This is a genomic window from uncultured Bradyrhizobium sp. (assembly GCF_936943645.1).
Classification (GTDB): domain Bacteria; phylum Pseudomonadota; class Alphaproteobacteria; order Rhizobiales; family Xanthobacteraceae; genus Bradyrhizobium.
In genome coordinates this window covers 67,248-91,570 of sequence record NZ_CAKZJO010000108.1, presented here as the reverse complement: position 1 = coordinate 91,570, position 24,323 = coordinate 67,248, and the positions used below count along the sequence as shown (strand labels likewise).

Annotated in this window: 22 protein-coding genes; 15 read left to right on the top strand and 7 right to left on the bottom strand. The window is 65.7% G+C overall.

Annotated features, from left to right (window positions below):
• The first annotated feature begins 178 nt into the window (after positions 1–178).
• Genes dusB through ntrC form a run of 3 tightly spaced genes read left to right on the top strand, consistent with a single transcriptional unit; the run spans position 179 to position 3,798 of the window.
• Positions 179–1,180 (top strand): tRNA dihydrouridine synthase DusB, encoded by a 1,002-nt coding sequence (gene dusB, locus Q0743_RS32775; protein ID WP_298245555.1) that lies wholly within the window; start codon positions 179–181, stop codon positions 1,178–1,180.
• Positions 1,177–2,346 (top strand): nitrogen regulation protein NR(II), encoded by a 1,170-nt coding sequence (locus Q0743_RS32770; RefSeq protein WP_097662710.1) that lies wholly within the window; start codon positions 1,177–1,179, stop codon positions 2,344–2,346. The genes dusB and Q0743_RS32770 overlap by 4 nt, the downstream gene beginning before the upstream one ends.
• A gap of 9 nt (positions 2,347–2,355) precedes the next feature.
• Positions 2,356–3,798 carry a nitrogen regulation protein NR(I) gene (gene ntrC, locus Q0743_RS32765; RefSeq protein WP_097662565.1) on the top strand — a complete coding sequence of 481 codons (1,443 nt, stop codon included), beginning with the start codon at positions 2,356–2,358 and terminating at the stop codon, positions 3,796–3,798.
• Between the two features lie 208 nt (positions 3,799–4,006).
• Here the strand turns inward: ntrC and Q0743_RS32760 are convergent, their stop codons facing one another.
• Positions 4,007–4,147: a hypothetical protein gene (locus tag Q0743_RS32760; protein WP_298245543.1), complete on the bottom strand. Its 141-nt coding sequence runs from the start codon at positions 4,145–4,147 to the stop codon at positions 4,007–4,009.
• Positions 4,148–4,330: 183 nt separating this feature from the next.
• Here Q0743_RS32760 and Q0743_RS32755 point away from each other — a divergent pair, with 183 nt between their 5' ends.
• The 4 genes from Q0743_RS32755 (at position 4,331) to hflX (ending at position 10,045) form a co-directional block, all read left to right on the top strand.
• The gene (locus tag Q0743_RS32755; protein WP_298245542.1) at positions 4,331–6,724 is read left to right on the top strand and encodes a PAS domain-containing sensor histidine kinase; all 2,394 of its coding nucleotides are present in this window, start codon (positions 4,331–4,333) and stop codon (positions 6,722–6,724) included.
• 17 nt (positions 6,725–6,741) lie between these two features.
• On the top strand, positions 6,742–8,112 hold the full coding sequence (locus Q0743_RS32750) for a sigma-54 dependent transcriptional regulator (protein ID WP_298245541.1): 1,371 nt from the start codon (positions 6,742–6,744) through the stop codon (positions 8,110–8,112).
• A 290-nt stretch (positions 8,113–8,402) separates the two neighbouring features.
• Positions 8,403–8,651 (top strand): RNA chaperone Hfq, encoded by a 249-nt coding sequence (gene hfq / locus Q0743_RS32745; protein WP_007591126.1) that lies wholly within the window; start codon positions 8,403–8,405, stop codon positions 8,649–8,651.
• Positions 8,652–8,662: 11 nt separating this feature from the next.
• Complete coding sequence (gene hflX, locus Q0743_RS32740) at positions 8,663–10,045, top strand: GTPase HflX (RefSeq protein WP_298245540.1); 1,383 nt, start codon at positions 8,663–8,665, stop codon at positions 10,043–10,045.
• 97 nt (positions 10,046–10,142) lie between these two features.
• On the opposite strand, the gene mazG is transcribed toward hflX, so the two are convergent.
• Positions 10,143–10,997 (bottom strand): nucleoside triphosphate pyrophosphohydrolase, encoded by an 855-nt coding sequence (mazG, locus tag Q0743_RS32735; RefSeq protein ID WP_298245539.1) that lies wholly within the window; start codon positions 10,995–10,997, stop codon positions 10,143–10,145.
• 125 nt (positions 10,998–11,122) lie between these two features.
• Here mazG and queC point away from each other — a divergent pair, with 125 nt between their 5' ends.
• The gene (gene queC, locus Q0743_RS32730; RefSeq protein WP_298245538.1) at positions 11,123–11,836 is read left to right on the top strand and encodes a 7-cyano-7-deazaguanine synthase QueC; all 714 of its coding nucleotides are present in this window, start codon (positions 11,123–11,125) and stop codon (positions 11,834–11,836) included.
• Positions 11,837–11,994: 158 nt separating this feature from the next.
• On the opposite strand, the gene Q0743_RS32725 is transcribed toward queC, so the two are convergent.
• The 3 genes from Q0743_RS32725 to nthA are packed head-to-tail and all read right to left on the bottom strand — an operon-like array spanning position 11,995 to position 13,651.
• On the bottom strand, positions 11,995–12,372 hold the full coding sequence (locus tag Q0743_RS32725; protein WP_298245554.1) for a nitrile hydratase accessory protein: 378 nt from the start codon (positions 12,370–12,372) through the stop codon (positions 11,995–11,997).
• Positions 12,369–13,028 carry a nitrile hydratase subunit beta gene (gene nthB, locus Q0743_RS32720; protein WP_298245537.1) on the bottom strand — a complete coding sequence of 220 codons (660 nt, stop codon included), beginning with the start codon at positions 13,026–13,028 and terminating at the stop codon, positions 12,369–12,371. The genes Q0743_RS32725 and nthB overlap by 4 nt, the downstream gene beginning before the upstream one ends.
• Positions 13,025–13,651 carry a nitrile hydratase subunit alpha gene (gene nthA / locus Q0743_RS32715; protein ID WP_298245536.1) on the bottom strand — a complete coding sequence of 209 codons (627 nt, stop codon included), beginning with the start codon at positions 13,649–13,651 and terminating at the stop codon, positions 13,025–13,027. Before nthA ends, nthB begins: the two co-directional genes overlap by 4 nt.
• Positions 13,652–13,713: 62 nt before the next feature.
• Here nthA and Q0743_RS32710 point away from each other — a divergent pair, with 62 nt between their 5' ends.
• From Q0743_RS32710 to Q0743_RS32695, 4 genes are all read left to right on the top strand, one after another.
• Positions 13,714–14,472, top strand: coding sequence for a hypothetical protein (locus tag Q0743_RS32710; RefSeq protein WP_298245535.1), 759 nt, complete (start codon positions 13,714–13,716; stop codon positions 14,470–14,472).
• Between the two features lie 30 nt (positions 14,473–14,502).
• Positions 14,503–15,309 carry an enoyl-CoA hydratase/isomerase family protein gene (locus Q0743_RS32705; RefSeq protein WP_298245534.1) on the top strand — a complete coding sequence of 269 codons (807 nt, stop codon included), beginning with the start codon at positions 14,503–14,505 and terminating at the stop codon, positions 15,307–15,309.
• A 243-nt stretch (positions 15,310–15,552) separates the two neighbouring features.
• Positions 15,553–16,692, top strand: coding sequence for a methionine ABC transporter ATP-binding protein (locus Q0743_RS32700; RefSeq protein ID WP_298245533.1), 1,140 nt, complete (start codon positions 15,553–15,555; stop codon positions 16,690–16,692).
• On the top strand, positions 16,682–17,347 hold the full coding sequence (locus tag Q0743_RS32695) for a methionine ABC transporter permease (RefSeq protein ID WP_298245532.1): 666 nt from the start codon (positions 16,682–16,684) through the stop codon (positions 17,345–17,347). The genes Q0743_RS32700 and Q0743_RS32695 overlap by 11 nt, the downstream gene beginning before the upstream one ends.
• Before the next feature lie 5 nt (positions 17,348–17,352).
• On the opposite strand, the gene Q0743_RS32690 is transcribed toward Q0743_RS32695, so the two are convergent.
• Complete coding sequence (locus tag Q0743_RS32690) at positions 17,353–18,342, bottom strand: helix-turn-helix domain-containing protein (RefSeq protein ID WP_298245531.1); 990 nt, start codon at positions 18,340–18,342, stop codon at positions 17,353–17,355.
• A 182-nt stretch (positions 18,343–18,524) separates the two neighbouring features.
• On the opposite strand from Q0743_RS32690, the gene Q0743_RS32685 reads away from it, so the two are divergent.
• Positions 18,525–19,715 carry a serine hydrolase gene (locus Q0743_RS32685; RefSeq protein ID WP_298245530.1) on the top strand — a complete coding sequence of 397 codons (1,191 nt, stop codon included), beginning with the start codon at positions 18,525–18,527 and terminating at the stop codon, positions 19,713–19,715.
• 15 nt (positions 19,716–19,730) lie between these two features.
• Entirely contained in the window at positions 19,731–21,725 is a 1,995-nt protein-coding gene (locus Q0743_RS32680; RefSeq protein ID WP_298245529.1) for a primary-amine oxidase, read from the top strand.
• Positions 21,726–22,161: 436 nt separating this feature from the next.
• On the opposite strand, the gene Q0743_RS32675 is transcribed toward Q0743_RS32680, so the two are convergent.
• Complete coding sequence (locus Q0743_RS32675; protein WP_298245556.1) at positions 22,162–22,398, bottom strand: hypothetical protein; 237 nt, start codon at positions 22,396–22,398, stop codon at positions 22,162–22,164.
• Between Q0743_RS32675 and Q0743_RS32670 the strand changes: the two genes are divergently transcribed.
• Entirely contained in the window at positions 22,364–24,301 is a 1,938-nt protein-coding gene (locus Q0743_RS32670) for a TonB-dependent siderophore receptor (RefSeq protein WP_298245553.1), read from the top strand. The genes Q0743_RS32675 and Q0743_RS32670 overlap by 35 nt on opposite strands.
• Positions 24,302–24,323: the final 22 nt, after the last annotated feature.

The window sequence follows — 24,323 nt, the reverse complement described above, 5'->3', positions numbered from 1 at the left end:
GTTGGAAACAGCATTTTGCTGCACTGCACTTGAAAGATTTGCAGACTTGTCTAAACTGTAGGCATGACGCTTGACTGCACAAGAATTGTGCGCAAGATAGGTCATGGCAGGCGCGATGAGGCCCTGCCCAGGCAACGAGACCCCCGTGACCGGCTCGGCAGTATCCGGCTCTAAGCCGTTGAAAATTGGCGATATTGACGTCGCCACCCCGGTCTTCCTGGCGCCGATGTCGGGGGTGACGGACTCGCCCGTCCGCCGGCTGGCGGCCGAGCTTGGGGCCGGTCTCGTCGTGTCCGAAATGACCGCCAGCGATGAGCTCGCCAGCGGCCACAGGATGTCCCGGTTGCGCTGCGAAGCCACGGGGGTCGGGCCCCATGTGGTCCAGCTCGCCGGCTGCGAGGCCCGTTGGATGGCCGAGGGCGCCCGGATCGCCGAGGCCGAGGGCGCCGATATCATCGACATCAACATGGGCTGTCCGGCCCGCCACGTCACCGGCGGCCAGTCGGGCTCGGCCTTGATGCGCGACCTCGACCATGCCGTCAGCCTGATCGATGCGACCATCGCAGCGGTGAAGGTGCCGGTGACGCTGAAGATGCGGCTCGGCTGGGATGATCGCACGCGCAACGCCCCGGAGCTGGCGCAGCGCGCGCAAGCCGCCGGCGTCAAGCTCGTCACGGTCCATGGCCGCACCCGCAGCCAGTTCTACAAGGGCGAGGCCGATTGGGACGCGATCCGCGCCGTGCGCGTGGCGGTTTCGATTCCGCTCGTCGTCAATGGCGACATCACCTCCTACGAGAAGGCGGTCGCGGCGCTCGAGGCCTCCGGCGCCGATGCCGTGATGATCGGCCGCGGCGCGAACGGCCAGCCCTGGCTGCCCGGCCAGATCGGCCGCCGCCTGACGGGCGGGGCCGAGGAGGCCGCGCCCTCGCTCGAAAACCAGCTGCATTATGTCCAGACGCTCTACGAGGGCGTCTGTGCGCTCTATGGTCTGCGCGTCGGCCTCAAGCACGCCCGCAAGCATCTCGGCTGGGCGCTCGACGTCGCCGCAGAGGCGAGCGGCGCATCCATCGAGAAGCTGAAGGGGTGGCGGAAGACGATCCTCACTTCGGAGGATCCGCGCCTCGTTCGCCAGTCGCTGCAGGATGCTTTCGACGATTTCGCATGGAGCGCTGCTGCATGAGCTCAGCCGCTGAACATCGCCGGGTGTCCGACAGCGACGCGATGCTGGATGCCTTGCCCAATCCCGTGCTCATGATCGGGCCGGACGGCAAGATCGTCGCAGCCAATATCGCAACCGAAGCCTTCTTCGATATCTCGACCCAGTTCCTGAAACGGCAATCGCTGAAAGAGCTGGTGCCGTTCGGCAGCCCGTTGCTGGCGCTGATCGACCAGGTGCGGTCGTCGAACTCACCGGTCAACGAGTACAAGGTCGATCTCGGCACGCCGCGCATGGGTGGCGACCGCCAGGTCGATCTGCACGTCGCCCCGCTCACCGAGCGGCCCGGTCATATCGTGGTGATGCTGCAGGAACGCACCATCGCCGACAAGATGGACCGGCAGCTCACCCATCGCAGCGCCGCGCGCTCGGTGATCGCGTTGGCCGCGATGCTGGCGCACGAGATCAAGAACCCGCTCTCGGGCATCCGCGGCGCGGCGCAGCTGCTGGAGCAGCAGGCCTCGTCCGAGGATCGCATGCTGACGCGGCTGATCTGCGACGAGGCCGACCGCATCGTGACGCTGGTCGACCGCATGGAGGTGTTCGGCGACGAGCGCCCCGTGGTGCGCGGCCCCGTCAACATCCATTCCGTGCTCGACCACGTGAAGCGGCTGGCGCAGTCCGGCTTTGCCCGCAACATCCGCTTCATCGAGGATTACGATCCCTCGCTGCCGCCCGTGCTGGCGAACCAGGACCAGCTGATCCAGGTGTTCCTCAATCTCGTGAAGAACGCCGCGGAAGCCCTGATCGACGTGCCCGACGCCGAGATCCAGCTCACCACCGCGTTCCGCCCCGGCGTGCGCCTGTCAGTCCCCGGTCAAAAATCCCGGGTATCGTTGCCGCTCGAATTCTGCGTGAAGGACAACGGACCAGGCGTGCCGGACGATCTTCTGCCCAATCTGTTCGACCCCTTCGTGACCACCAAGCAGACCGGCTCGGGCCTGGGTCTTGCGCTGGTCGCCAAGATCGTCGGCGATCACGGGGGCATCATCGAATGCGAATCTCAGCCGCGCAAAACCACCTTCCGCGTGCTGATGCCGATGTATTCCACATCGGCGAAACATGCCGATCAAAGCAGTCGCGCCGACTCTGCCGGGAAGCCGTCGCCTGCGTCACAGGGGGCGAAATGAGGATTAACGATGCCCGCAGGTAGCATTCTCGTAGCCGATGACGACACCGCCATCCGCACCGTTCTCAATCAGGCACTGTCCCGCGCCGGCTATGAAGTGCGGCTGACCGGTAATGCCGCAACGCTGTGGCGCTGGGTCAGCCAGGGCGAGGGCGATCTCGTCATCACCGACGTGGTGATGCCCGACGAGAACGCGTTCGACCTGTTGCCGCGGATCAAGAAGATGCGGCCGAATCTGCCCGTCATCGTCATGAGTGCGCAGAACACGTTCATGACGGCGATCCGCGCCTCCGAGCGGGGCGCGTATGAATATCTGCCAAAACCCTTCGACCTGAAGGAGCTGATCGCCATCGTCGGCCGCGCGCTCGCCGAGCCGAAGGAGCGCGTCTCGACGCCGGACGAGGACGCCGAGATGGAGGCGATCCCGCTGGTCGGCCGCTCGCCGGCGATGCAGGAAATCTACCGCGTGCTGGCGCGGCTGATGCAGACCGATCTCACCGTGATGATCACGGGCGAGTCCGGCACCGGCAAGGAGCTGGTCGCGCGCGCGCTGCACGATTACGGCAAACGCCGCAACGGCCCGTTCGTCGCGGTCAACATGGCGGCGATCCCGCGCGACCTCATCGAGTCCGAGCTGTTCGGCCACGAGCGCGGCGCCTTCACCGGCGCCAACACCCGCGCCTCCGGCCGGTTCGAGCAGGCCGAGGGCGGCACCCTGTTCCTGGACGAGATCGGCGACATGCCGATGGAGGCGCAGACTCGCCTGCTGCGCGTCTTGCAGCAGGGCGAGTACACCACCGTCGGCGGCCGCACCCCGATCAAGACCGACGTGCGCATCGTCGCCGCCTCGAACAAGGACCTGCGCGTCCTGATCCAGCAGGGCCTGTTCCGCGAGGATCTGTTCTTCCGTCTCAACGTCGTGCCGCTGCGGCTGCCCCCCTTGCGCGAGCGCATCGAGGATCTGCCCGATCTCATCCGGCACTTCTTCGCGCTGGCCGAGAAGGACGGCTTGCCGCCGAAGAAGCTCGATGCGCTGGCGCTGGAGCGGCTGAAGCAGCACCGCTGGCCCGGCAACGTGCGCGAGCTGGAAAACCTCGCACGGCGTCTTGCCGCGCTCTATCCGCAGGACGTGATCACGGCGTCCGTCATCGACGGCGAACTGGCGCCGCCCTCGGTGAGCCCGGGCGCCGCGGTTCAGCAGGGCGTCGACAATCTCGGCGGCGCGGTGGAGGCCTATCTGTCCTCGCACTTCCAGGGCTTTCCGAACGGCGTGCCGCCGCCCGGCCTCTATCACCGCATTCTCAAGGAGATCGAGGTGCCGCTGCTGACGGCTGCGCTCGCCGCCACCCGCGGCAACCAGATCCGCGCCGCCGACCTGCTCGGCCTCAACCGCAACACACTGCGCAAGAAGATCCGGGATCTCGACATCCAGGTCTACAGGAGCGGCGGCTAGACGGAGCACGCGAAGGGCGTTTGTGCATTCGACAAACGCTTACGCGTTTGCGAAGAGGTGGCTCAGCTCCCCCTACCAAGCGGAGCTGAGCCTGTCCGGATCGCGCTGGCCTTTGTGGCTGACGCGGTGAGCAGAAGTCCGGATCCGACCCAAATGTTCCGGTGGAGGGGACGATTTCGGCGTTTCGCCGCAGGGCGCAGTGCCGCGCCTATCTGACCAGGCGCGCCTGCGTCGGCAACATGGCGAGGTCCGCCGGCTCCTGCAGACCCGGGCCATTGACCAGCAGGTCGGAGGCTACGATCAGCACCAGCACGGCGGAAGCCATTATCGCGAGAAAGATCCTGTCCATGTCGGGTCAAGCCGGAATGGCCTGATTCCGTTCCCGGTGACGAGCAGCTATTGCCCTGTGGATGCGCCGCTACGCCACGCCGGAGGCGCCGCGGAATTGTCGCAATTCGGCAACAATGTGGTACGAATACATCAGTATCCGCGCCTTCGTCGCGGACCCGTTTTCAGCACCGCCATTGCCGGAATGACCAGCGCAGATACCTCGGCCGCACACTTTGACACGGCCCCAGCAGAAGAGCCCCGGCGCTGGTCGGCACGGCGCTGGCTGGCGCCCTTTGCCGTGGCACTGGCGCTGGGGTCGGCGCTCCTGACCTTCCTGGTCCTGACCGGCCTCACCACGATCGAGCCGACGCCCAAGGTGGTGCGCTCGTTCTACCTTCTCAACGCGGCCACCATCCTGCTGCTGGTCGGCATCATCATCCGCGAGCTCTGGCAACTGATCCTGGCGCGGCGGCGGGGCAGGGCGGCGGCGCGCCTCCACGTCCAGATCGTCAGCCTGTTCTCGATCGTGGCGGTGCTCCCGGCGGTGCTGGTCGCGGTCGTCGCCAACGTCACCATCGAGCGCGGCCTCGACCGGTTGTTCTCAGGACCGACCAAGGAGGTGATCCAGAATTCGCTGACGATCGCGCGCGCCTATATGCAGGACCATGCGCAGCTGATCCGCGGCGACATTCTCGGCATGGCCAACGACATCGCGCACGCCCGGCCGCTCTACGACCAGGACCGCCGCTCGTTCCGCGAGATGCTGACCGCCAGCGCCGGCTCGCGCAATCTGCCGGGCGCGATGATCATCGACAAGAACACCAACATCCTGGAATCCGCCGATACCGGAATGCGGCTGGCTTATTCGCCGCCGGCGCCCGACTTCCTCAGCAACGTCAACGAGAGCGAGCCCGAGATCGCGGTGCTGCCGGACGCGAGCTTCGTCGCCGCGGTGATCCGCCTGCGCGCGTTCAACGACACCTTCCTCTACGTTGCGCGACCCCTGGATCCCAACGTCGTTGCCCAGCTCAAGCAGACCGAGGTCAGCGTCGCCGAATACGCCCAGATCGAGTCGCGCCGGCTCGGCATCCAGGTCGCCTTCGCACTGATGTTCGCTGTGATCGCCCTGACCATCCTGATGGCCTCGGTGCTGATCGGCCTCAACTTCGCCAATTCGCTGGTGGCGCCGATCCGGCGGCTGATGAACGCGGCCCATACGGTCTCGACCGGCGACCTCCACGTGAAGGTGCCGGTGCACCAGTCGGAAGGTGACCTCGCCCAGCTGGGTGAGACCTTCAATAAGATGACGCAGGAATTGCGCAGCCAGCGTGACGAGCTCGTCAACGCCAGCGACCTCATCGACAGCCGCCGCCGCTTCATCGAGGCGGTGCTGTCGAGCGCGAGCGCCGGTATCATCGGCGTCGACGCCTCCAGCAGCGTCGGTATCTTGAACCGTTCCGCCGAGAAGCTGATCGGGCACGCCGAATCCGAGACGCTCGGCCATCCGCTCTCCGACGTGCTGCCCGAGCTCGACGAGATGATGAAGGCGGCGCGGGAAGGGACCCAGCGTCTGGTGCAGGGCCAGATCACGATCACCCGCGACGGCACCGAGCGCAACCTCTCGGTCCGCGTCAGCGCCGAGAAGAACCAGCCGCACGACAGCTACATCATCACGCTCGACGACATCACCGAGCTGGTCTCGGCGCAGCGCACCTCGGCCTGGGGCGACGTCGCGCGGCGCATCGCCCACGAGATCAAGAACCCGCTGACGCCGATCCAGCTGTCGGCCGAGCGCATCCGCCGCAAGTTCGGCAAGGACATCACCGAGGCCAAGGACAAACAGATCTTCGACCAGTGCACCGACACCATCGTGCGCCAGGTCGACGATATCAGGCGCATGGTCGACGAGTTCTCGCGCTTTGCCCGGATGCCCAAGCCCGTGATGGAAGGCGAGGACGTCGCCGACACGGTTCGGCAGGCGGTGTTCCTGATGAAGGTCGCCCATCCCGAGATCGATATCGAGGCCGAGTTCAAGCAGGACCCGCTCCGGGCCCAGTTCGACCGGCGGCTGATCTCCCAGGCCGTCACCAACATCGTCAAGAACGCCACCGAGGCGATCGAGCAGGTGCCGCCGGAGGAACTCGGCAAAGGCCGCATCGACGTCGTCGTGTCGCGCGAGGGCGAGGACGTGCTGATCGATGTGATCGACAACGGCATCGGCCTGCCCAAGGTCGCGCGCTCGCGGCTGCTCGAACCCTATGTGACGACCCGGGCCAAGGGCACCGGCCTCGGCCTTGCGATCGTCGGGCGGGTGCTGGAAGACCATGGCGGGCGGATCGAGCTGAAGGATGCCTCCGACTTCCGCGAAGGCCAACGCGGCGCCTGGATGCGCATGCGCTTTGCAATCTCCGGGCAACCCGCCAAGTCCGACGGGGCCGCCGAGCCGGCACCGGTGGTCAAGGACGCCGCCGGGGAAGCGGTGGCGGGGCTGGCAAAGGACGCGGCGCCGGAAACAAAAGAGCCGGCGGCCGAAACCAAAGAGCTCGCTGAAAAGACCAATGATTCAACGAAAATCGAAGCCTCAACAGGCAGCTGACAAGACAGGCGCGACCCATGGCAAGTGAAATTCTGATTGTCGATGATGAGGCCGATATTCGCGATCTCGTCGCAGGCATTCTCGAGGACGAGGGTTTTGTCACGCGGACCGCGCGCGACAGCGACTCCGCACTGGCCGAAATCGCCAACCGCAGGCCGCACCTGGTGTTCCTCGACATCTGGCTGCAGGGCTCCAAGCTCGACGGCTTGCAGCTCCTGGAGCAGGTCAAGAAGGACAACGCCGACCTGCCGGTGGTGATGATCTCCGGCCACGGCAACATCGAGACCGCGGTCGCCGCGATCAAGCGCGGCGCCTACGACTTCATCGAGAAGCCGTTCAAGGCCGATCGCCTGATCCTGGTCGCGACCAGGGCGCTGGAGAACTCGCGGCTCAAGCGCGAGGTCAAGGAGCTGAAGCAGCTCGCGCCGAGCGCCAGCCAGCTCGTCGGCCGTTCGCCCAGCATGAACCAGCTGCGCCAGACCATCGAGCGCGCCGCCAAGGCCAACAGCCGCATCCTGATTGTCGGGCCCGCCGGCGCCGGCAAGGAATTGACCGCGCGCACGCTGCATGCGGCCTCGGGCCGCGCTGACGGTCCGTTCGTCGTCATCAACGCCGCGGCGATCACTCCCGATCGCATGGAGCATGAGCTGTTCGGCGTCGAGCAGTCCAACGGCGAGCAGCCGCGCAAGCCCGGCGCGCTCGAGGAAGCCCATGGCGGCACGCTGTTCATCGACGAGATCGCGGACATGCCGCGCGAGACCCAGAACAAGATCCTGCGCGTGCTGGTGGAGCAGTCATTCCAGCGCGTCGGCGGCACCGCCAAGGTACAGGTCGACGTGCGCATCATCTCGTCCACCGCGCGCAATCTCGAAGAGGAGATCGCGGCGGGCCATTTCCGTGAGGACCTCTATCATCGGCTTTCGGTGGTGCCGATCCGCGTGCCCGCGCTGTCGGAACGACGCGAGGACATCCCGGAATTGATCGACTATTTCATGGAACAGATCTCGGCCGGCAGCGGCCTGCCCAAGCGGCAGATCGGGCAGGACGCGATGGCAGTGCTGCAATCGCATGTCTGGCCGGGCAATGTGCGCCAGCTCCGCAACAACGTTGAAAGAGTCATGATTCTCGCCGCCGGCGGACCAGAGGTCATCATCACCGCCGATATGTTGCCGCAGGACGTCGGCTCGATGGTGCCGGCGATGCCGACCAGCAACAATGGCGAGCACATCATGGGCCTGCCGCTGCGAGAGGCGCGCGAAGTGTTCGAGCGCGACTATTTGATTGCACAGATCAGCCGTTTTTCAGGAAATATTTCTCGCACGGCCGAGTTCGTTGGCATGGAACGGTCGGCACTGCATCGGAAGCTGAAGGCACTCGGCGTCGGCTAACGACGCCGCGAGCGAAATGGATACCGGTCCGCATACAGAGAACGCCGCGACATCGCGGCGGCTCGTCAGCGATAAACGCGGAAAATCATCGATTTCCGTAGTTTTTCGGGGCAATAGAACGCGGGCTGCTGCGTGAAGCGGCTTGCCTAATATCCCGACCTGTCCTCTAATCGAACCGCTGTTCCTCCGAGGGGGATCTCATGAGGAGCGGCAACCGGAAGAGACCCCGAACATCATAAAGAGGGTCGCAACCGGCGCAATAAAAAGAAACTCAAAGCGAGAAAAAAACAATGGCGGCAGACCGCGCACAAAACCTACAGGACACCTTCCTTAATCACGTTCGCAAAACCAAGACGCCACTGACGATCTTTCTGGTCAACGGAGTGAAGCTCCAGGGCATCGTGACCTGGTTCGACAATTTCTGTTTGCTGCTTCGGCGCGACGGTCATTCGCAGCTGGTCTACAAGCATGCGATCTCGACCATCATGCCCGGTGCTCCGATCCAGCTGTTCGAAGGCGGCGAGGATCAGCCGGCTTGAGAGTGATCTGATTGGAACCCCGGAATTTCGACGGGGATGCCGACCGTCCGCGGTCGGCTGGGGCTAAGCAGACGGGGCGGGTGCTTGTCATCGGCCCCTATTTGCGGGTGCGCGCCGGCAGTGCCGACGCGCAATCGGAGAGTCATGTCCAGCGCGACGCCGAGGCCCGGCTCGACGAAGCCGCGGGCCTCGCGCGCGCGATCGATCTCGTCATTGCCGATGCCATCATCGCGCCGATCAGCCAGATCAGGCCCGCGACTTATATCGGCAAAGGCAAGGTCGAGGAGATCGCCGCGCTCGCCAAGAGCCTCGATGTCGAGCTCGTCGTGATGGATTGCGCGCTGGCGCCGATCCAGCAACGCAATCTCGAAAAGGAATTGCAAGCCAAGGTGCTCGACCGCACCGGCCTCATCCTGGAGATCTTCGGCCGACGCGCCAAGACCAAGGAAGGCGCGCTCCAGGTCGAGCTCGCGCATCTCAACTACCAGCGCTCGCGCCTGGTGCGATCATGGACCCATCTGGAGCGCCAGCGCGGCGGCTTCGGCTTCATGGGCGGTCCCGGCGAGACCCAGATCGAGGCCGACCGCCGCCTGATTCAGGAGCGCATCACCAAGCTCGAGAGCGAATTGAAGAAGGTGCAGGCGACGCGGCGGCTGCATCGCGCCGGCCGCCAGCGCGTGCCGTATCGCGTCGTGGCTCTGGTCGGCTACACCAATGCCGGCAAGTCGACGCTGTTCAACCGCCTGACCCGCGCCGACGTGCAGGCGGCGAATATGCTTTTCGCGACACTCGATCCGACCTTGCGCGCCCTCAACCTGCCGCATGGCGGCAAGGCGATGCTGTCGGACACGGTCGGCTTCATCTCGAATCTGCCGACGCAGCTCGTCGCCGCCTTCCGCGCCACGCTGGAGGAGGTGCTGGAAGCCGACGTCATCCTGCATGTGCGCGACATCTCGCATGAGGATGCCGAGGCGCAGCAGAGCGACGTCGACGCGGTGTTGCGCCAGCTCGGCATCAACCCCGATGACTCAGGCCGCATCATCGAGGTCTGGAACAAGATCGACCGATACAATCCCGAGCAGCGCGAGGAGCTCCTGAACATCGCCGCGCGCCGGCCGGAGGATCATCCGGCGATGCTGGTCTCGGCTGTGTCGGGCGAAGGCGTCGATGCGCTGCTTGCCGCGATCGAGGAACGGCTGGCCGCCAAGCGAACCACGCTGGATCTGTCAATCGACGCCGCCGACGGCGCCGGCATCTCCTGGCTGCACCGCAATTCCGAGGTGCTGTCGAAAGAGCTGCACGACGGCCGCTTCGACATGACCGTGCGGGTGGACGAGACCAAGCGGGATATCGTGGTGAACCGGTTCGACGCGGTGCCGCATCACGCGACGTAGATTCCGGCGCGGCAGTTGGGCCAACTGCTTCGTCAACACCGTTGTCGTCCCGGATCTGCGCGCGCCTGAGGCGCGCTTGTCCGGGACGACAGCGGTGTTAGCGGCGCGCTTCCTTGTGTCCTTCTGAGGTCGGCTTCGTCTCGCCCTTCGCCGCATTCCACAGCGCATCCATCTCCGCCAGCGAAGCCTGCTCCAGCGTGCGGCCCTGCGCCTCCAGCGCCCGTTCGATATAGGCGAAGCGCCGCTCGAACTTCGCATTGGTCGCGCGCAACGCCGCTTCCGGATCGGCATCGACATGGCGGGCGAGGTTGACCAGGGCGAACATCAAATCGCCGGTCTCCTCCGCGATCTCCCGCTTATCGTTGCGATCCAGCGCCGCCTCGATCTCGTCGGCTTCCTCGCGGATCTTCTGCAGCACCGCGCGCGGGTCGTTCCAGTCGAAGCCGACGGTGGAAGCCTTGCGCTGCAGCTCCATGGCCCGCGTCAGCGCGGGCTGGCCGGCCTTCACGCCTGACAGCAATGATTTGTGCACCGGTACATCCTCCGGCGGCCGGCGCGCGGCGCGCTCGGCTTTCTCCTCGGCCTTGATGCGGTCCCAGACTTCCTTGACATGGGAGGAGGCGAGGTTGCCGTCCTTGTCGGCGAAGACGTGGGGATGGCGCCGGATCATCTTGCGGGTGATGGCCTCGACCACGTCGCCGAAGGCAAAAGCGTTCTGCTCGGAGGCCATCTGGGCGTGGAATACGACCTGCAGCAGGAGATCGCCGAGCTCCTCGCGGAGATCGTCGAGATCGCCGCGGTCGATGGCGTCGACCACCTCATAGGCTTCCTCGATCGTGTAGGGCGCGATCGTCGCAAAATCCTGTTCGAGATCCCAGGGGCAGCCGGTCACCGGCGTGCGCAGCGCCGCCATGATCTCGATCAGGCGGGAAATGTCGCGGGAAGGGGTCATTGCGGGGCAGTCTCCTGGGTCCAGAGCCTTATGCCAAAAGCGGGCCGCCGTTCCCAGCGGAGGTACGTGGAACGGGCCGATTTCCACCGATTGGCTGAGACGTTCCGCGGTGCTAAAGCGCGGTCATGAGTGACGCATTTTCATCACAAACCGCGCTGGTGCTGTTCTCCGGCGGCCAGGATTCCACGACGTGCCTGGCCTGGGCGCTCAGCCGCTTTGCGCGCGTGGAGACGCTGGGCTTCGACTACGGCCAGCGCCACGCCATCGAGCTCGATTGCCGCGACCGGCTGTTCGCCGGCGTCAAGGCGCTGCGTGCCGATTGGGCCGCAAAGCTCGGCGAGAGCCATACGCTGTCGATCCCGACGCTGGCGGCGGTGTCCGAGACCGCGCTGACGCGCGACGTCGAAATCGCGATGGGAGCCGACGGACTGCCCAACACCTTCGTGCCCGGCCGCAATCTGGTGTTCCTGACGTTTGCGGCGGCGCTGGCCTATCGCCGCGGCATCACGCACATCGTCGGCGGCATGTGCGAGACGGATTACTCCGGCTATCCCGATTGCCGCGACGAGACGATCCGCGCGATGCAGACGGCGCTCTCGCTCGGGATGGCGAGGACGTTCGAGTTGCACACGCCCCTGATGCGGATCGACAAGGCCGCGACGTGGAAGCTGGCGCAGGATCTCGGCGGCGACGGACTGGTCGATCTGATCCGCGAGCACTCCCACACCTGCTATCTCGGGATGCGCGGCGCGCAGCACGATTGGGGCTATGGCTGCGGCGAGTGCCCGGCCTGCAGCCTGCGGGCGAAGGGGTGGCGGGAGTTCGTGGCGGGAAGGTAGCACTCGCCTCACGCGCCCCGGACGCAGCGCAGCGCTCCTTCAACGGTGCGCTGCAGAGCCGGGGCCCATGTTTCCGTAACGCATCGTGCCGCCGTCTGGGTCCCGGCTCTGCGCCGCAACGCTTACGCGATGCAGCTTGTCCGGAACACACGAGTGACCTACTCAAAATCCTCAGGCCTGAGCTCGATCGGCTTGCCGTGCGGCGTGCGATCGGCCGCGTGGTCCCAGGCGTCGCGGTAGCGGTGCAGGGTGTCCATCGACGCCACGCCCTTGCTTGCGACGAGGCCTTCCAGCGTGGCGAGCCAGTGCAGATAGTAGGTCTCGCCCGTGTCAGGATCGCCAGCGGCCTGCGCGCGCTTGATCTCGGCGGCGAGGCTAGCGGCCCATTCCGGCCAGGTGAACAGGCCATGCGCGTGCAGGCTCAATGCCATCGCGAACGCGTGCGCTTCCCAGGGCGCGCGGAACACCGGGCCGTCATCGTCGCGGGGAATGCTCGGAATGGCCGCCGTCGCGGCGGCAGCTGCACTGCTCATCAGGCCGGGTCCAGATAGGGCTCGAAAGCGTCGATCGAGACCTTCAGGGCGGGATCGCCGTCCTCGCCCCAGAGATCGCGGCCGTCGAACACGACGGTGTACAGCCATTGCGGATGTTCGCCGTGCTCCATCGCCGCCGTGTCCGGAAACACGTGGCAGCCATGGTTGAGCTCGACAACACCGACATGGCCGCGGACATAGCGCGGCAGCCGCGTGTGCGTCGCCGGATGAATGTTCTTCGCGCGCACGCGATCGCCGATGTTGAATTTCGCTGGTGCAGGGGCAGGGCGGCCGAACTTGCCGCGCACCATGATGCGCTCGACCTGGGTGAGATCGAACTTGCCGTGCTTGAGCGCCTTGCCGGGCTGCATCGCGTGACCGGCGGCGACCTCCTCCCGCGTGAGGTAACCCTTCTCGATCAGCATCTCCTCGAGCCCGAGGAACCATTTCTTGTAATAGGAGCTCGACAGATAAACGTGCGGCGGAATCGTCTCGCGATAGAAGCGCGAGGTGTCGATGTTGAAAGCGCCGGCCGCGCCCATCGCGCGCACCATGGCGAGGACACGGGACTCCCATTCCTCGTGAAAGGTCGGCTCGTTCAGTTCAGCCTCGACCTTGCCGAACCCGTCCATGCCGCCCATGTCGTGCACGCCGTTCATGAGGGCGCTCCGGGCGTCCTGGGAAAGCCGGTGCCGATCATGGAGTCGCGCGTGACGAGTTCGGCGAGCTGCTCCTCGCTCCACCCCTCGGTGCCCGCGGGGCGCATCGGCAGCACCAGGAAGCGCGTCTCGGCGGTGGAATCCCACACCCGGATCTCCATGTCCTTCGGCAGGCTGACGTCGAAATCGGCGAGCACGCCGCGCGGATCCTTCACCGCACGCGAGCGGTAGGGCGCGGCCTTGTACCAGACCGGCGGCAACCCCAGCATTTCCCAGGGGTAGCAGGAGCACAGCGTGCACACGACCATGTTGTGTCGCGCGGGCGTGTTCTCGACCACGACGAGGTGGTCGCCGACGCGGCTGACATGGCCGAGCGTGCCGATCGCCTTGGAGCCGTCCTCCAGCAGCGCCTGCTTGAATGCCGGATCGGTCCAGGCCTTGGCGACAACGCGGGCGCCGTTGTGCGGGCCGATCTTGGTCTCGTAGGCCTGGATGATGGCATCGAGCGCGGCGGGCTCGACATAGCCTTTTTCAGTCAAGATCGTCTCGAGCGCGCGCACGCGCAGCTCGGTCTCCGAGAGCTCGGAATGGTCGTGATCGTGGTCGTGATGATGTTCACTCATGGCGCAAAGATAGTCCCAGAATCCGGGCCTTGTCGAGGCGAAGACTCTGCTAACATCACCCCATGGGACGGGCTGAGCAGACTGGAATAGCCGCTGCAATCGCGGCTGTTGTCGGACTTGCGGCGCAGGATGCGCGCGCCGCGAATGGCGCCTATGCGGTGGATGCCGCCGACATCTCGGAAGTCGGCTCCTGCAAGGTCGAAAGCTGGCTGTCGATGGCGTCCAACACCGACGTCGCGGCCGTCGCCAATCCCTCCTGCGTCGTCGATCCCTTCAGGCCGGTCGAACTGAGCCTGCAGACCATCCGGGCCCGAAGTGACGGCGACTGGAGCACGACGATAGCTCCCAAAGCCAAGACGAACTTCATCCCGACCGGGGTGGGGCGATGGGGATTGTCGGCCTATGGCGGTGGCTCATTCGATGCCGCGACGGGCGAGGCGCTGTCCGCCTTCGCGGTCATCCCCGCGACCTTTCGCCTGTCGGAGACCATGCGCATCAACCTCAACGGCGGCTGGCTCTGGGATCGTACCGTCGATCGCCACTATTTGACCTATGGCATCGGCTTCGACTGGAAGTTCACCGACACGCTGCAATGGACGATCGAGGCGTATGGCCAGGCCGGCGCGTCCGAGGTGGCGAGCGTCGTTCAACCGCGCTTGCAGACCGGTCTGCGCTACCGGCCGAACGAGATCTTTTCCGTCGACGTGATCTACGGCCGCAACATCACCGGCGAGAATGCCAACTGGATCACCGTCGGGACCACGATCCGGTTTCCGGTCCGCGGCAGCGAGCCGGAGCACCGACGCACCGGACATCTGTGATCAAGAGCAACAAGAACAGGGGGACTTCCGTTGACCAATTATGTGACGATCGAGAAGGGGCTCGGGCCCGAGGGACGGATCGCGGTGGTGCGCTTCGACCGCGGCGACGGCATCAACGCGCTCTCGCCCGAGGCGCTGCGCCAGCTCACCGCGGCGGCGCGCAGTTTCGAGGATGATGCGACGACCTCCGTCGTGGTGCTGACCGGCAGCACCAGCGCCTTCAGCGCGGGCTTCGACCTGAAGGACGCCGAAGGTCGCTCGCGCAAGGAGATGGATCTCGGCACCTTGCGCCGTCACCTCAAGCTCGGGCCGCGCCTCACCCATGCCTGGCAGGAGATGGAGCAGATCACGATCGGAGCGATCGAGGGATTTTGCGTCGGCGGCGGCGTCGCACTTGCCGTGGCGCTCGACTTCCGCGTGATGGGGCACGACGCCCACTTGCGCGTGCCCGAGATCGGGCTTGGCATGAACATGAGCTGGCAAAGCATCCCGCGCATGCTGCACCTGATCGGACCTGCCCGCACCAAGCAGGCGGTGATCCTCGCCGACCAGCGCATCAGCGCGGACGAGGCCTATGAATGGGGCCTGGTGGAGCAGGTGACCGACCCCGGCCATGCCTTCGACGCCGCCATGGAGCTCGCGCGCAAGATCGCCGCGCAGCCGCCGCTCTCGGTTGCGATGACGAAGCTCACCGTCAACCGGCTCACGCATGCGCTCGACGATCTCGCCAGCCACATGGACGTCGACCAGTTCGCGCTCGCCAGCCTCACGGAGGATCACAAGGAGGGCGTCGAGGCGTTCCTGGGCCGCCGCAAGCCACGCTTCAAGGGGCGATAAACGGCGGCGCGCCGGGACGTTGATACCCCCGGCAGAAGAATTTTCTGCTGCAGCAGGGGCCTTCGGAAATCTTCGTCCATCTCCCCGCAAATATCTGACATTGCGAGGAAGACTGGAAAAGGCGAAGGTGCGTGCTGCGATGCAGCGCGGCCCCCCTGTGAGGCGCTTGTTGCTGTTCCCCCCAGTCGCTGATGCGACCCGGCTCTCGTTGCCTTTTCGGGGCGGACGGGAGAACTATTGTGCATGAAGGCCGTCTCCATGAACGCTCACCAATCGCTCGCCGTCGGACAGCCGATCGCGCCGCCTGAAGCGATGTCACGCGCCGCGCCGGAACCGGACCCGATGGTCCGTTTCGCCGGCATCTCGAAGATCTATCCGGCCTATCGCGGCAAGCCCGGCGTCAATGCGCTGCAGGACATCGACTTCGCCATTCCCCGCGGTTCCATCACCGGCGTGATCGGTCGTTCCGGCGCCGGCAAGTCGAGCCTGGTGCGGCTGATCAACGGGCTGGAGAAGCCGACCACTGGCCGCGTGATCGTGGACAACAGCGATATCTCGGCGCTCGCGGGCCGAGAGCTCAGGCTGGCGCAGCGCTCGATCGGCATGATCTTCCAGCACTTCAACCTGCTGTCGTCGCGCACCGCGGCCGACAACATCGCGCTGCCGCTCGAGATCGCCGGCTGGACCAGGGCCGACATCAAGGCCCGCGTTGCAGAACTCCTCACGCTCGTCGGCATCGCCGACAAGCACGACCGTTATCCGTCAGAGCTCTCCGGCGGCCAGAAGCAGCGCATCGGCATCGCCCGCGCGCTGGCGACGCGGCCGAGCGTGCTGTTGTCGGACGAGGCGACCTCCGCGCTCGATCCGCAGACCACGCGCGCGATCCTCGATCTGCTCGCCAACATCAACCGCGAGCTCGGCGTCACCATCGTGCTGATCACCCACGAGATGACCGTGGTGCGCCAGCTTGCCAAGGAAGTCGTGGTGCTCGATGCCGGCCGCGTCGTCGAGAGCGGCCATGTCGCGGACATTTTCACCCATCCAAAACATCCGATCACGCAGTCCTTCCTTGCGGAGGTCATCGGCGACAGCCTGCCGGTATCGCTGGCGAGCCGGATCGTCGCGGAGCCGCCCGCCGGCGGGCAGGCCGTGATCCGCGTCCAGGTGCGCGGGGCAGGGGCCGGCGACACCGTGGTGGCGCGGCTCGCCCGCGAACTCGGCCTCGACGTGGCGCTGCTGTCGGCCCGCATCGACGAGATCGGCGGCCAGCATGTCGGCTCGCTCGTCCTCGGCATTCCCGGCCGCGGGGATGCGCAGGCGCGGGTTCTCGCCTGGCTGTCTCACTATCAATTCCCGGCGGAGCATCTCGGCTATGTCGCCTGAACTCATCAACCTGATCATCCAGGCCACGGGCGAGAGCCTGTACATGGTCGGCATTGCCGCGCTGCTCGGCACCGCCTTCGGCCTGCCGCTCGGCGTCTTTCTCGCAACCAGCCGGAAGGGGGAGCTGTTCGCCGCGCCCCTCGTCAACCGCGTGCTCGGCGCCATCGTCAATGCGACGCGCTCGACGCCTTTCATCATCCTGGTCGTCGCCATCATTCCGTTCACGCGTCTCGTGGCCGGCACCTCGATCGGCTCGACCGCCGCGATCGTGCCGCTGACGATTGCATCAGCGCCGTTCATCGCGCGCCTCGTCGAGGCCGCGATCCGCGAGGTCGACGGCGGCCTGATCGAGACCGCGTCCTCATTCGGCGCCTCGCCCATGCAGATCGTGCTCAAGGTGCTGATCCCGGAAGCGCTGCCCGGCCTCGTGCTGGCGCTGACGCTCGCGGTGGTCAGCCTGCTCGGCTACTCCGCGATGGTCGGCGCGGTCGGCGGCGGCGGCCTTGGCGACCTCGGCATCCGCTACGGCTACCAGCGCTTCATGCCGGAGATGATGCTCGCCGTCGTGGCCGTGCTGATCGCGCTGGTGCAGCTCGTGCAGAGCGCGGGCGATTATCTGGCGCGGCGGGTCAATCGCCGGCTGCGGCATCGCTGAACCGATCAGGCGGCCAGCCTGGCGCGCCGCAAGGTCTCCGAGGGCTTTTCGGAGAAGTGCCGCTTGTAGTCGAGCGAGAACTGGCTGAAGTGCCAGAAGCCGTGCTGCACGGCGACGTCGTAGATCGAGGTTTCGATATCGCCGGCGCTCTTGAGGTCGCGGCGCGCGCGGTTGAGCCGCATCGCCCGCCAATAATGCATCGGGCTCGTGCCCACGACCTCCTGGAAGCAATAGCCGAGCTTGCGCGGGCTGGCGCCGACCGCCTTGCAGACCTCCAGCAGCGAGAGCGAGCGATGGCCGCTGCCATGCATCAGCTCGCGGGCGCGATCGACGGTCCGTCTGCGCGCCGCGGCGCTGCGGCCGGGCTCGCTGCTGCGTGCCGTCGGCAGCATGTCCATGATCTCGACGAGGAGGGCGTCTTCGAGCGCCTGCCGGACGGCCGGATCGTCAAACCGTTTTGGTGCAGTCGTGATGGACTCGTGGATGGCGGCAAGAAGGGCGCGCAATCGCGCGACCGGTGCCTCCGCCATCTCGATCACCCGCAACTGATGCCAGACGGCGCGCGGCAGCGCGATGTCGAGGCGGTTGGCGAGCTCCTCGATCAGCGCCGCGCTGGCGACGACGCCGCGCAGCTCGAACGCCTTCGGCGTGCACATGTCGACCTCGGCATCGATGCAGGCGATCACTTGGGCGCCGGCCACGCTGGCGCCGTTGCAATTGACCTCGCCGTCGCCGTGCCACGGCAGGCCGATGCCAAAGCTGTCGGCTCCCAACTGGCCGTACTGGCGGACCTGCTGGCTGGTGATCTCGCGGAATACTTCGAGGTGAGGCAGGGAGAGTTGCGTGAAGCTGCCCCGAAAGGTCCCTGCGCTGATCTGGTCGTAGCTCAGCTGCCAGCGGCCGAGGCCGGCGCAGTGCTCATCGACATCCGTGCTGCTCGCCTGGAACAGGCTGGCAGCCGAGTCCTGAATCGGAAGAGTTGCGCTTAAGGCCATGGCAATACGTCGAAATCCTTGAGCCGAGCAGGGAGCAAGAACCACGCCAGACTGACACGGCCAGAGGCGCTGTCCAGCAAAATATTGCCGGATCTCGATAACGCCCGACGCTGCCGCGGTGCAGGCTTCCGGTCTGCCGTTCCGATCGCAAACCGGGGGCGGCGCTTCGCGGAGGGATCGAGATGCGACCGACCGAGATCATGCGTGGCAGCCCGCCCGCGCCCGAGGCCCAGGTGACGCGCGCCAACTGGCGCGCCTTTCCCGCGATCCGCTGGGGCTTCACCCACACCCGCGAAGTGCTGCCGACCGCTGAGATCCGGCGCTCGGCTCAGCCGACGCTGATGCGAAGCGCGCCGCGCGAACTGGCAAAGCTCGGCTTCACTGCGCCTGACGGCCAGGAGACCACGATCGAAGCCACGCTCCGCGAGACCTTTGCCGACACGCTGCTCGTGATGCACCGGGGCACGCTGGTCCACGAATGGTACGGCGACGGCATGAGCGTGACCACGCCGCATCTGATCTGCTCGATCAGCAAGGCGATTGCCGGCACGCTCGGCGGCGTGCTGGCCGCGCGCGGCCTGGTCGATCCCGAGGCGAGGGTGCTGCGCTACGTGCCGGAGCTGGAGACCTCGGTCTACGCCGGCTGTACCGTCCGCAACCTGCTCGACATGGCTGTCGCCATCAAGTTCGAGGAGGATTACGAAGACCCCGCCGGCGACGTCGCCCGCTACCGCTTCTCCTCGGGCTGGGACGTGCCGCCCCCGGGCGTCGAGCCCGGCCACCAGCGCGCCTATCTCACGACCCTGCGCGGCACCGGCAAGCCGCACGGCAAGGTGTTCCACTACGTCTCACCCAACACCGAGGTGCTCGGCTGGGTTTATGAGCGCGCCTGCGGCATGCCCTACCATCGCATCCTCTCCGACTATCTCTGGCAGCCCCTGGGCGCGGAGGAGGACGGCTCGCTCACGCTGGACAGCCACGGCATGGGGCGCATCGCCGGCGGCATCTCGGTCACCGCGCGCGACCTCGTCCGCTTCGGCGAGATGATCCGCTGCCGCGGCGTGGTGGAGGGGCGGCAGGTGGTGCCGGGCTGGTGGATCGACGACATCCGCGAGAACGGTGATCCCCAAGCCTGGGCCGACGGCGACCTCGCGGAGTTCTTCCCGGGTGCGCGCTATCGCAGCAAATGGTTCACGATCGATCCGTCGCGCAACGCGATCACGGGAATCGGCATTCACGGCCAGCACCTCTATGTCGATCTCGACTCCGACACCGTCATCGTCAAGCTCGCGACCCAGCCGAAGGCGATGGACGTGCCAATCGACCAGCGCTGGTTCGCCGCCTTCAACGCCATCACCGCGGATCTCGCCTAACTCTTGGATATTCCCATGCTCGAGACCGTCAAAGCCCAATCGCCGGCGCAGACCGCAGCGCCGCATCCGCTCGATCCGCTGACGGCCGAGGAGATCACCGCCGCCTGCGCGCTGGTACGCGCCTCCGCGGTCTCGCCGGAAAACTGCCGCTTTCCGACGGTGCGGCTGGAGGAGCCTTCCAAGCAGGACCTGGCCTCGGGCGGCGTCGGACGCCGCGCCTTCGCGTTGACTCTGGATATCACCACGGGCGAGGCGATCGAGCACATCGTCGATCTCACCCGCAATGAGATCATCGCACGAAAAGTTCTTCCGAACCGCGAGGCTCCGTACGGGCAGCCGCCGGTGATGCTGGAGGAGTTCTTCAAGTGCGAGGCCGTGGTGAAGGCCGATCCCACCTGGCGCGCCGCGATGCACCGCCGCGGGCTGACCGACAAGGACATCGAGCTGGTCCAGGTCGACCCGTTCTCCTCCGGATTCTTCGACAAGGCGTTCGAGCGCGGCGCCCGTATCGTGCGTGCCGTCAGCTATTTCCGCGAGCATCCGCAGGACAACGGCTATTCGCACCCGATCGAAGGGGTGGTTGCCGTCGTTGACCTGATCGGTGGCAAGGTCATCGACCTCACCGACGAGGATCCGATCGTGCCGATCCCCTGCAAGAAGCGGAACTATGGCGCGCACGAGGTCACGAACCCGCGCACCGACATCAAGCCGCTGCATATCGAGCAGCCGGAAGGCGCCAGCTTCAAGGTCGATGGCTGGAAGGTCGACTGGCAGAAATGGAGCTTTCGCGTCGGCTTCACGCCGCGCGAGGGCCTGGTGCTGCATCAGCTCGCCTATCAGGACGGCGCGCGAAAACGTGCGCTGATCCATCGCGCCAGCGTCACCGAGATGGTGGTGCCATACGCCGATCCGACCGCCAACCATTTCTGGAAGTCAGCCTTCGATGCCGGCGAGTATGGGCTCGGCATGCTCGCCAATGCGCTGGAGCTCGGCTGCGACTGCCTCGGCAACATCCACTATTTCGACGTACCGGCGGCCGACAACAATGGGAAACCCTTCGTCATGCAGAACGCCATCTGCATGCATGAGGAAGATTACGGAATTGCCTGGAAGCACTACGAATTCCGCAACGGCCTGTTCGAGGTCCGAAGGTCCCGCCGGCTGGTGATCTCGTTCTTCGCGACCGTCGGCAACTACGACTACGGCTTCTACTGGTATCTCTACCAGGACGGCACGATCCAGCTCGAGACGAAACTCACCGGCATCATCCAGACCGCCGCCGTAAGGCCGGGCGAAAAGTACCGCTGGGGCGGCATGGTCGACGACAATCTCGGCGGCCCCACGCACCAGCACTTCTTCAACGCGCGCCTGCACATGGATCTCGACGGCGGCGGCAACACCGTGACCGAGCACGAGTTCGTGCCGCGGCCGTGGGGCGACGACAATCCGCACGGCAACGTGTTCGACACCACCACGCGCGTGCTGTCACGCGAGAGGGATGCTGCGGCGGTCGCCAATGGTGAGACTGGCCGGTTCTGGAAGATCAGCAACCCCAACGAGACCAACTCGGTCGGCGGTGCGCCGGCCTACAAGCTCGTCGTCAACCCGAGCCCTCTGATGCTGGCGCAGGAGGGCAGCCATGTGCGTCAGCGCGGCGGCTTTGCGACAAAACATGTCTGGGTGACTGCCTTCGACGCGAGCGAAAAATACGCCAGCGGCGACTATCCGAACGTCCATGCCGGCGGCGACGGCCTGCCGCGCTATGCCGCGCAGAACCGCAACATCGAGAATACAGATCTCGTGCTGTGGCACTCGTTCGGCCACACCCATGTCTGCAAGCCCGAGGATTTCCCGATCATGCCGGTGGAATATGCCGGCTTCGTGCTGAAGCCGACCGGCTTCTTCGCGGCCAATGCGGCCGGCGACATTCCGCCTGACCGCAACAGTCGCAGCGTGCTGGCGGGCGAGAAGGATGCCGCCGCGACCTGTTGTCACGCGAACCAAACGTAATCTTCAACGATGCGCGCCTTCGGCTTCGGTCAGCAGCGCCGATCGCGCGATGCAGTCGCCGCATGCGCTTGCGCGTGAACGGACTGACGGCGCCAGTCTGGAAGTATTCCAATTCTAAGGAAGCAGCGTCGCAGCGCGCGTGAGCGCATTCGTCGCACATGCTGCGCACATGTCTGGAGAAATTCTAACGTTGTTCCTATCGCACTCCCCAACCGCCTGCGTTAGGGCGGAACATCAAGAACGATACCGGCGAAGCCGGCAGTGCGTGGGGCTCAACAAACGTGACCAACTCCGGACTTCCTTCGCGTTTTGATACGCGTCTTCGACACATCCGAGCGCTTTTTTTCGGCGCGGCCAGCACATTAGCTCTCGCAATCCCCTTCGGTCCCGCACAATCCCAGACGCAAATTCCCGCCGTCGCCGTCGATGCGCCGGCTCAGCGCGCGCGTCCTGCGGCGATCGCCTCGTCGCGGCGGGCAACAACGCGCACCTCGCGCGCCACGCGTCGCTCTGCCGCGCAGCAGGCCGCACCAACCCAGTCGGCCTCTTCGAACGGCAATACGGGCGAACGCGCCAACGGTCCGGTACGCGGTTTCGTCGCGACGCGAAGCGGCACCGCGACCAAGACCGATACGCCCCTGATCGAAACGCCGCAGTCGGTCTCGGTGATCACGACCGACCAGGTCAGGAACCAGGGCGCGGTCTCGATCGGCGAGGCGCTGCGCTACACCGCCGGTGTCAGCGGTGACGTCAATGGCGGCTCGGACACCCGCTTTGGCGGCCTCCAGATCCGCGGCTTCGACATGACCATGCCGGGCCTCTATATCGACGGCCTGCGCATTCCTTCCAGTAATTACGTGCACTTCAACGGCCTCGACCCCTACGGCGCGGAGCGCATCGAGGTGCTGAAGGGACCGTCATCGGCGATGTATGGCGGCAGCGGCACCGGCGGCCTGCTCAACTACGTGACGAAGCTACCGACCGCGCAGCAGTTCGGCAAGGTCTCGATCTCCGGCGGCAGCTTCAACCGCTATCAGGGCCAGTTCGACATGGGCGGCCCCGCCAACAAGGAAGGCACCGTGCTGTGGCGCCTGACCGGCGTCGTCCGCGACGGCGAGACCCAGGTCGATTTCACCAAGGACAATCGCGTCTTCATCGCGCCGGCCGTCACGTTCAAGCCGAATGAAGACACCACGCTCACGATCCTCGCCAATTATCAGCGCGACCGGGCAGGGTGGGGCCTCCAGTTCCTGCCGGCTTCCGGCACGGTCTGGCCGAACAACGGCCGCACCATCCCGGTCTCGTTCTTCGCGGGCGTGCCGAGCTTCGATGCGTTCAACACGGAGCTTGCGACCGCCGGCTATCAGCTCTCGCATAACTTCGCCGACAACATCACGTTCCGGCAGAACATGCGTTACGCCTACCAGCACAATGAGGAGAAGGTCTTCTACGGCGCCGGCTACACCAACGAAGCCGCCGGCGACTATGCCCGCGTCGGCAGCTACAGCAATTCGTACATCAACTCCTTCGCGGTGGACAATCAGCTGCAGGGCAAGTTCGCGACCGGCTTCCTGCAGCACACCGTGCTGGCCGGCGTCGACTATCGCAACACCCGTTTCCGCGATACCGCCTTCGGCGTGACGACCTCCTCACCCACGGTCAACGTCTTCAACCCCGTGTACAGCTACGACTACGCCGTGGACACCACGCCAAACGACAAGACCGGCGTCAAGCAATCGCAGACCGGCCTTTACCTGCAGGATCAGATCAAGCTCGGCCGGCTGTCGTTCCAGCTCGGCGGCCGCCAGGACTTCGTGACGACGCAGGTCGACAACGGCATCGCCAACAATTCGATCTCCAAGGATGCATCGGCCTTCACCGGCCGCGCTGCCGTGATGTACAATTTCGACAACGGCATCGCGCCTTACGTCAGCTACTCGGAATCGTTCCTCCCGGTGCTCGCGACGGCGAGCGGCCAGCTGCTCAACCCTGAAACCGGCGTTCAGTACGAGGTCGGCGTCAAATACCAGCCGCTCGGCTGGAACGCGCTGTTCACCTTCGCGGCCTTCGACCTGACGCGCGACAACGTCGTCGTCTATGCGCCGCCGACCTATACGGCCTCGCAGCTCGGCCAAGTCAAATCGCGCGGCATCGAGCTCGAGGGCACGATGTCGCTTGCCGACGGCTGGAACCTGCGCGCCGCCTACGCCTATGTCGATGCCGAGCTGTCGCGGGATCCCGTCAATCTCGGCAAGGCGCCGACGACGGTGCCGCTCAACCGTGCTTCGCTGTGGAGTGACTACACGCTGCAGAGCGGCCAGCTCGCCGGCCTTCAATTCGGCGGCGGCATCCGCTATGTCGGCGCGACCTGGGGCGATGACGCCAACACCTTCAAGGTGGGATCCGCAACTGTGCTGGATGCGCTGCTCGCCTATAGCAGGGACAATTGGCGGCTGTCGCTGAACGTCACCAACCTGACCGACCTGCGCTATGTCGCCGCCTGCTACGGCGCCGCCTCGGGTTGTTTCTACGCCGAGGGACGCAAGGCCATCGGCAAGCTGACCTATCGCTGGTGAGTCTTGATGCCGAGGGACGATG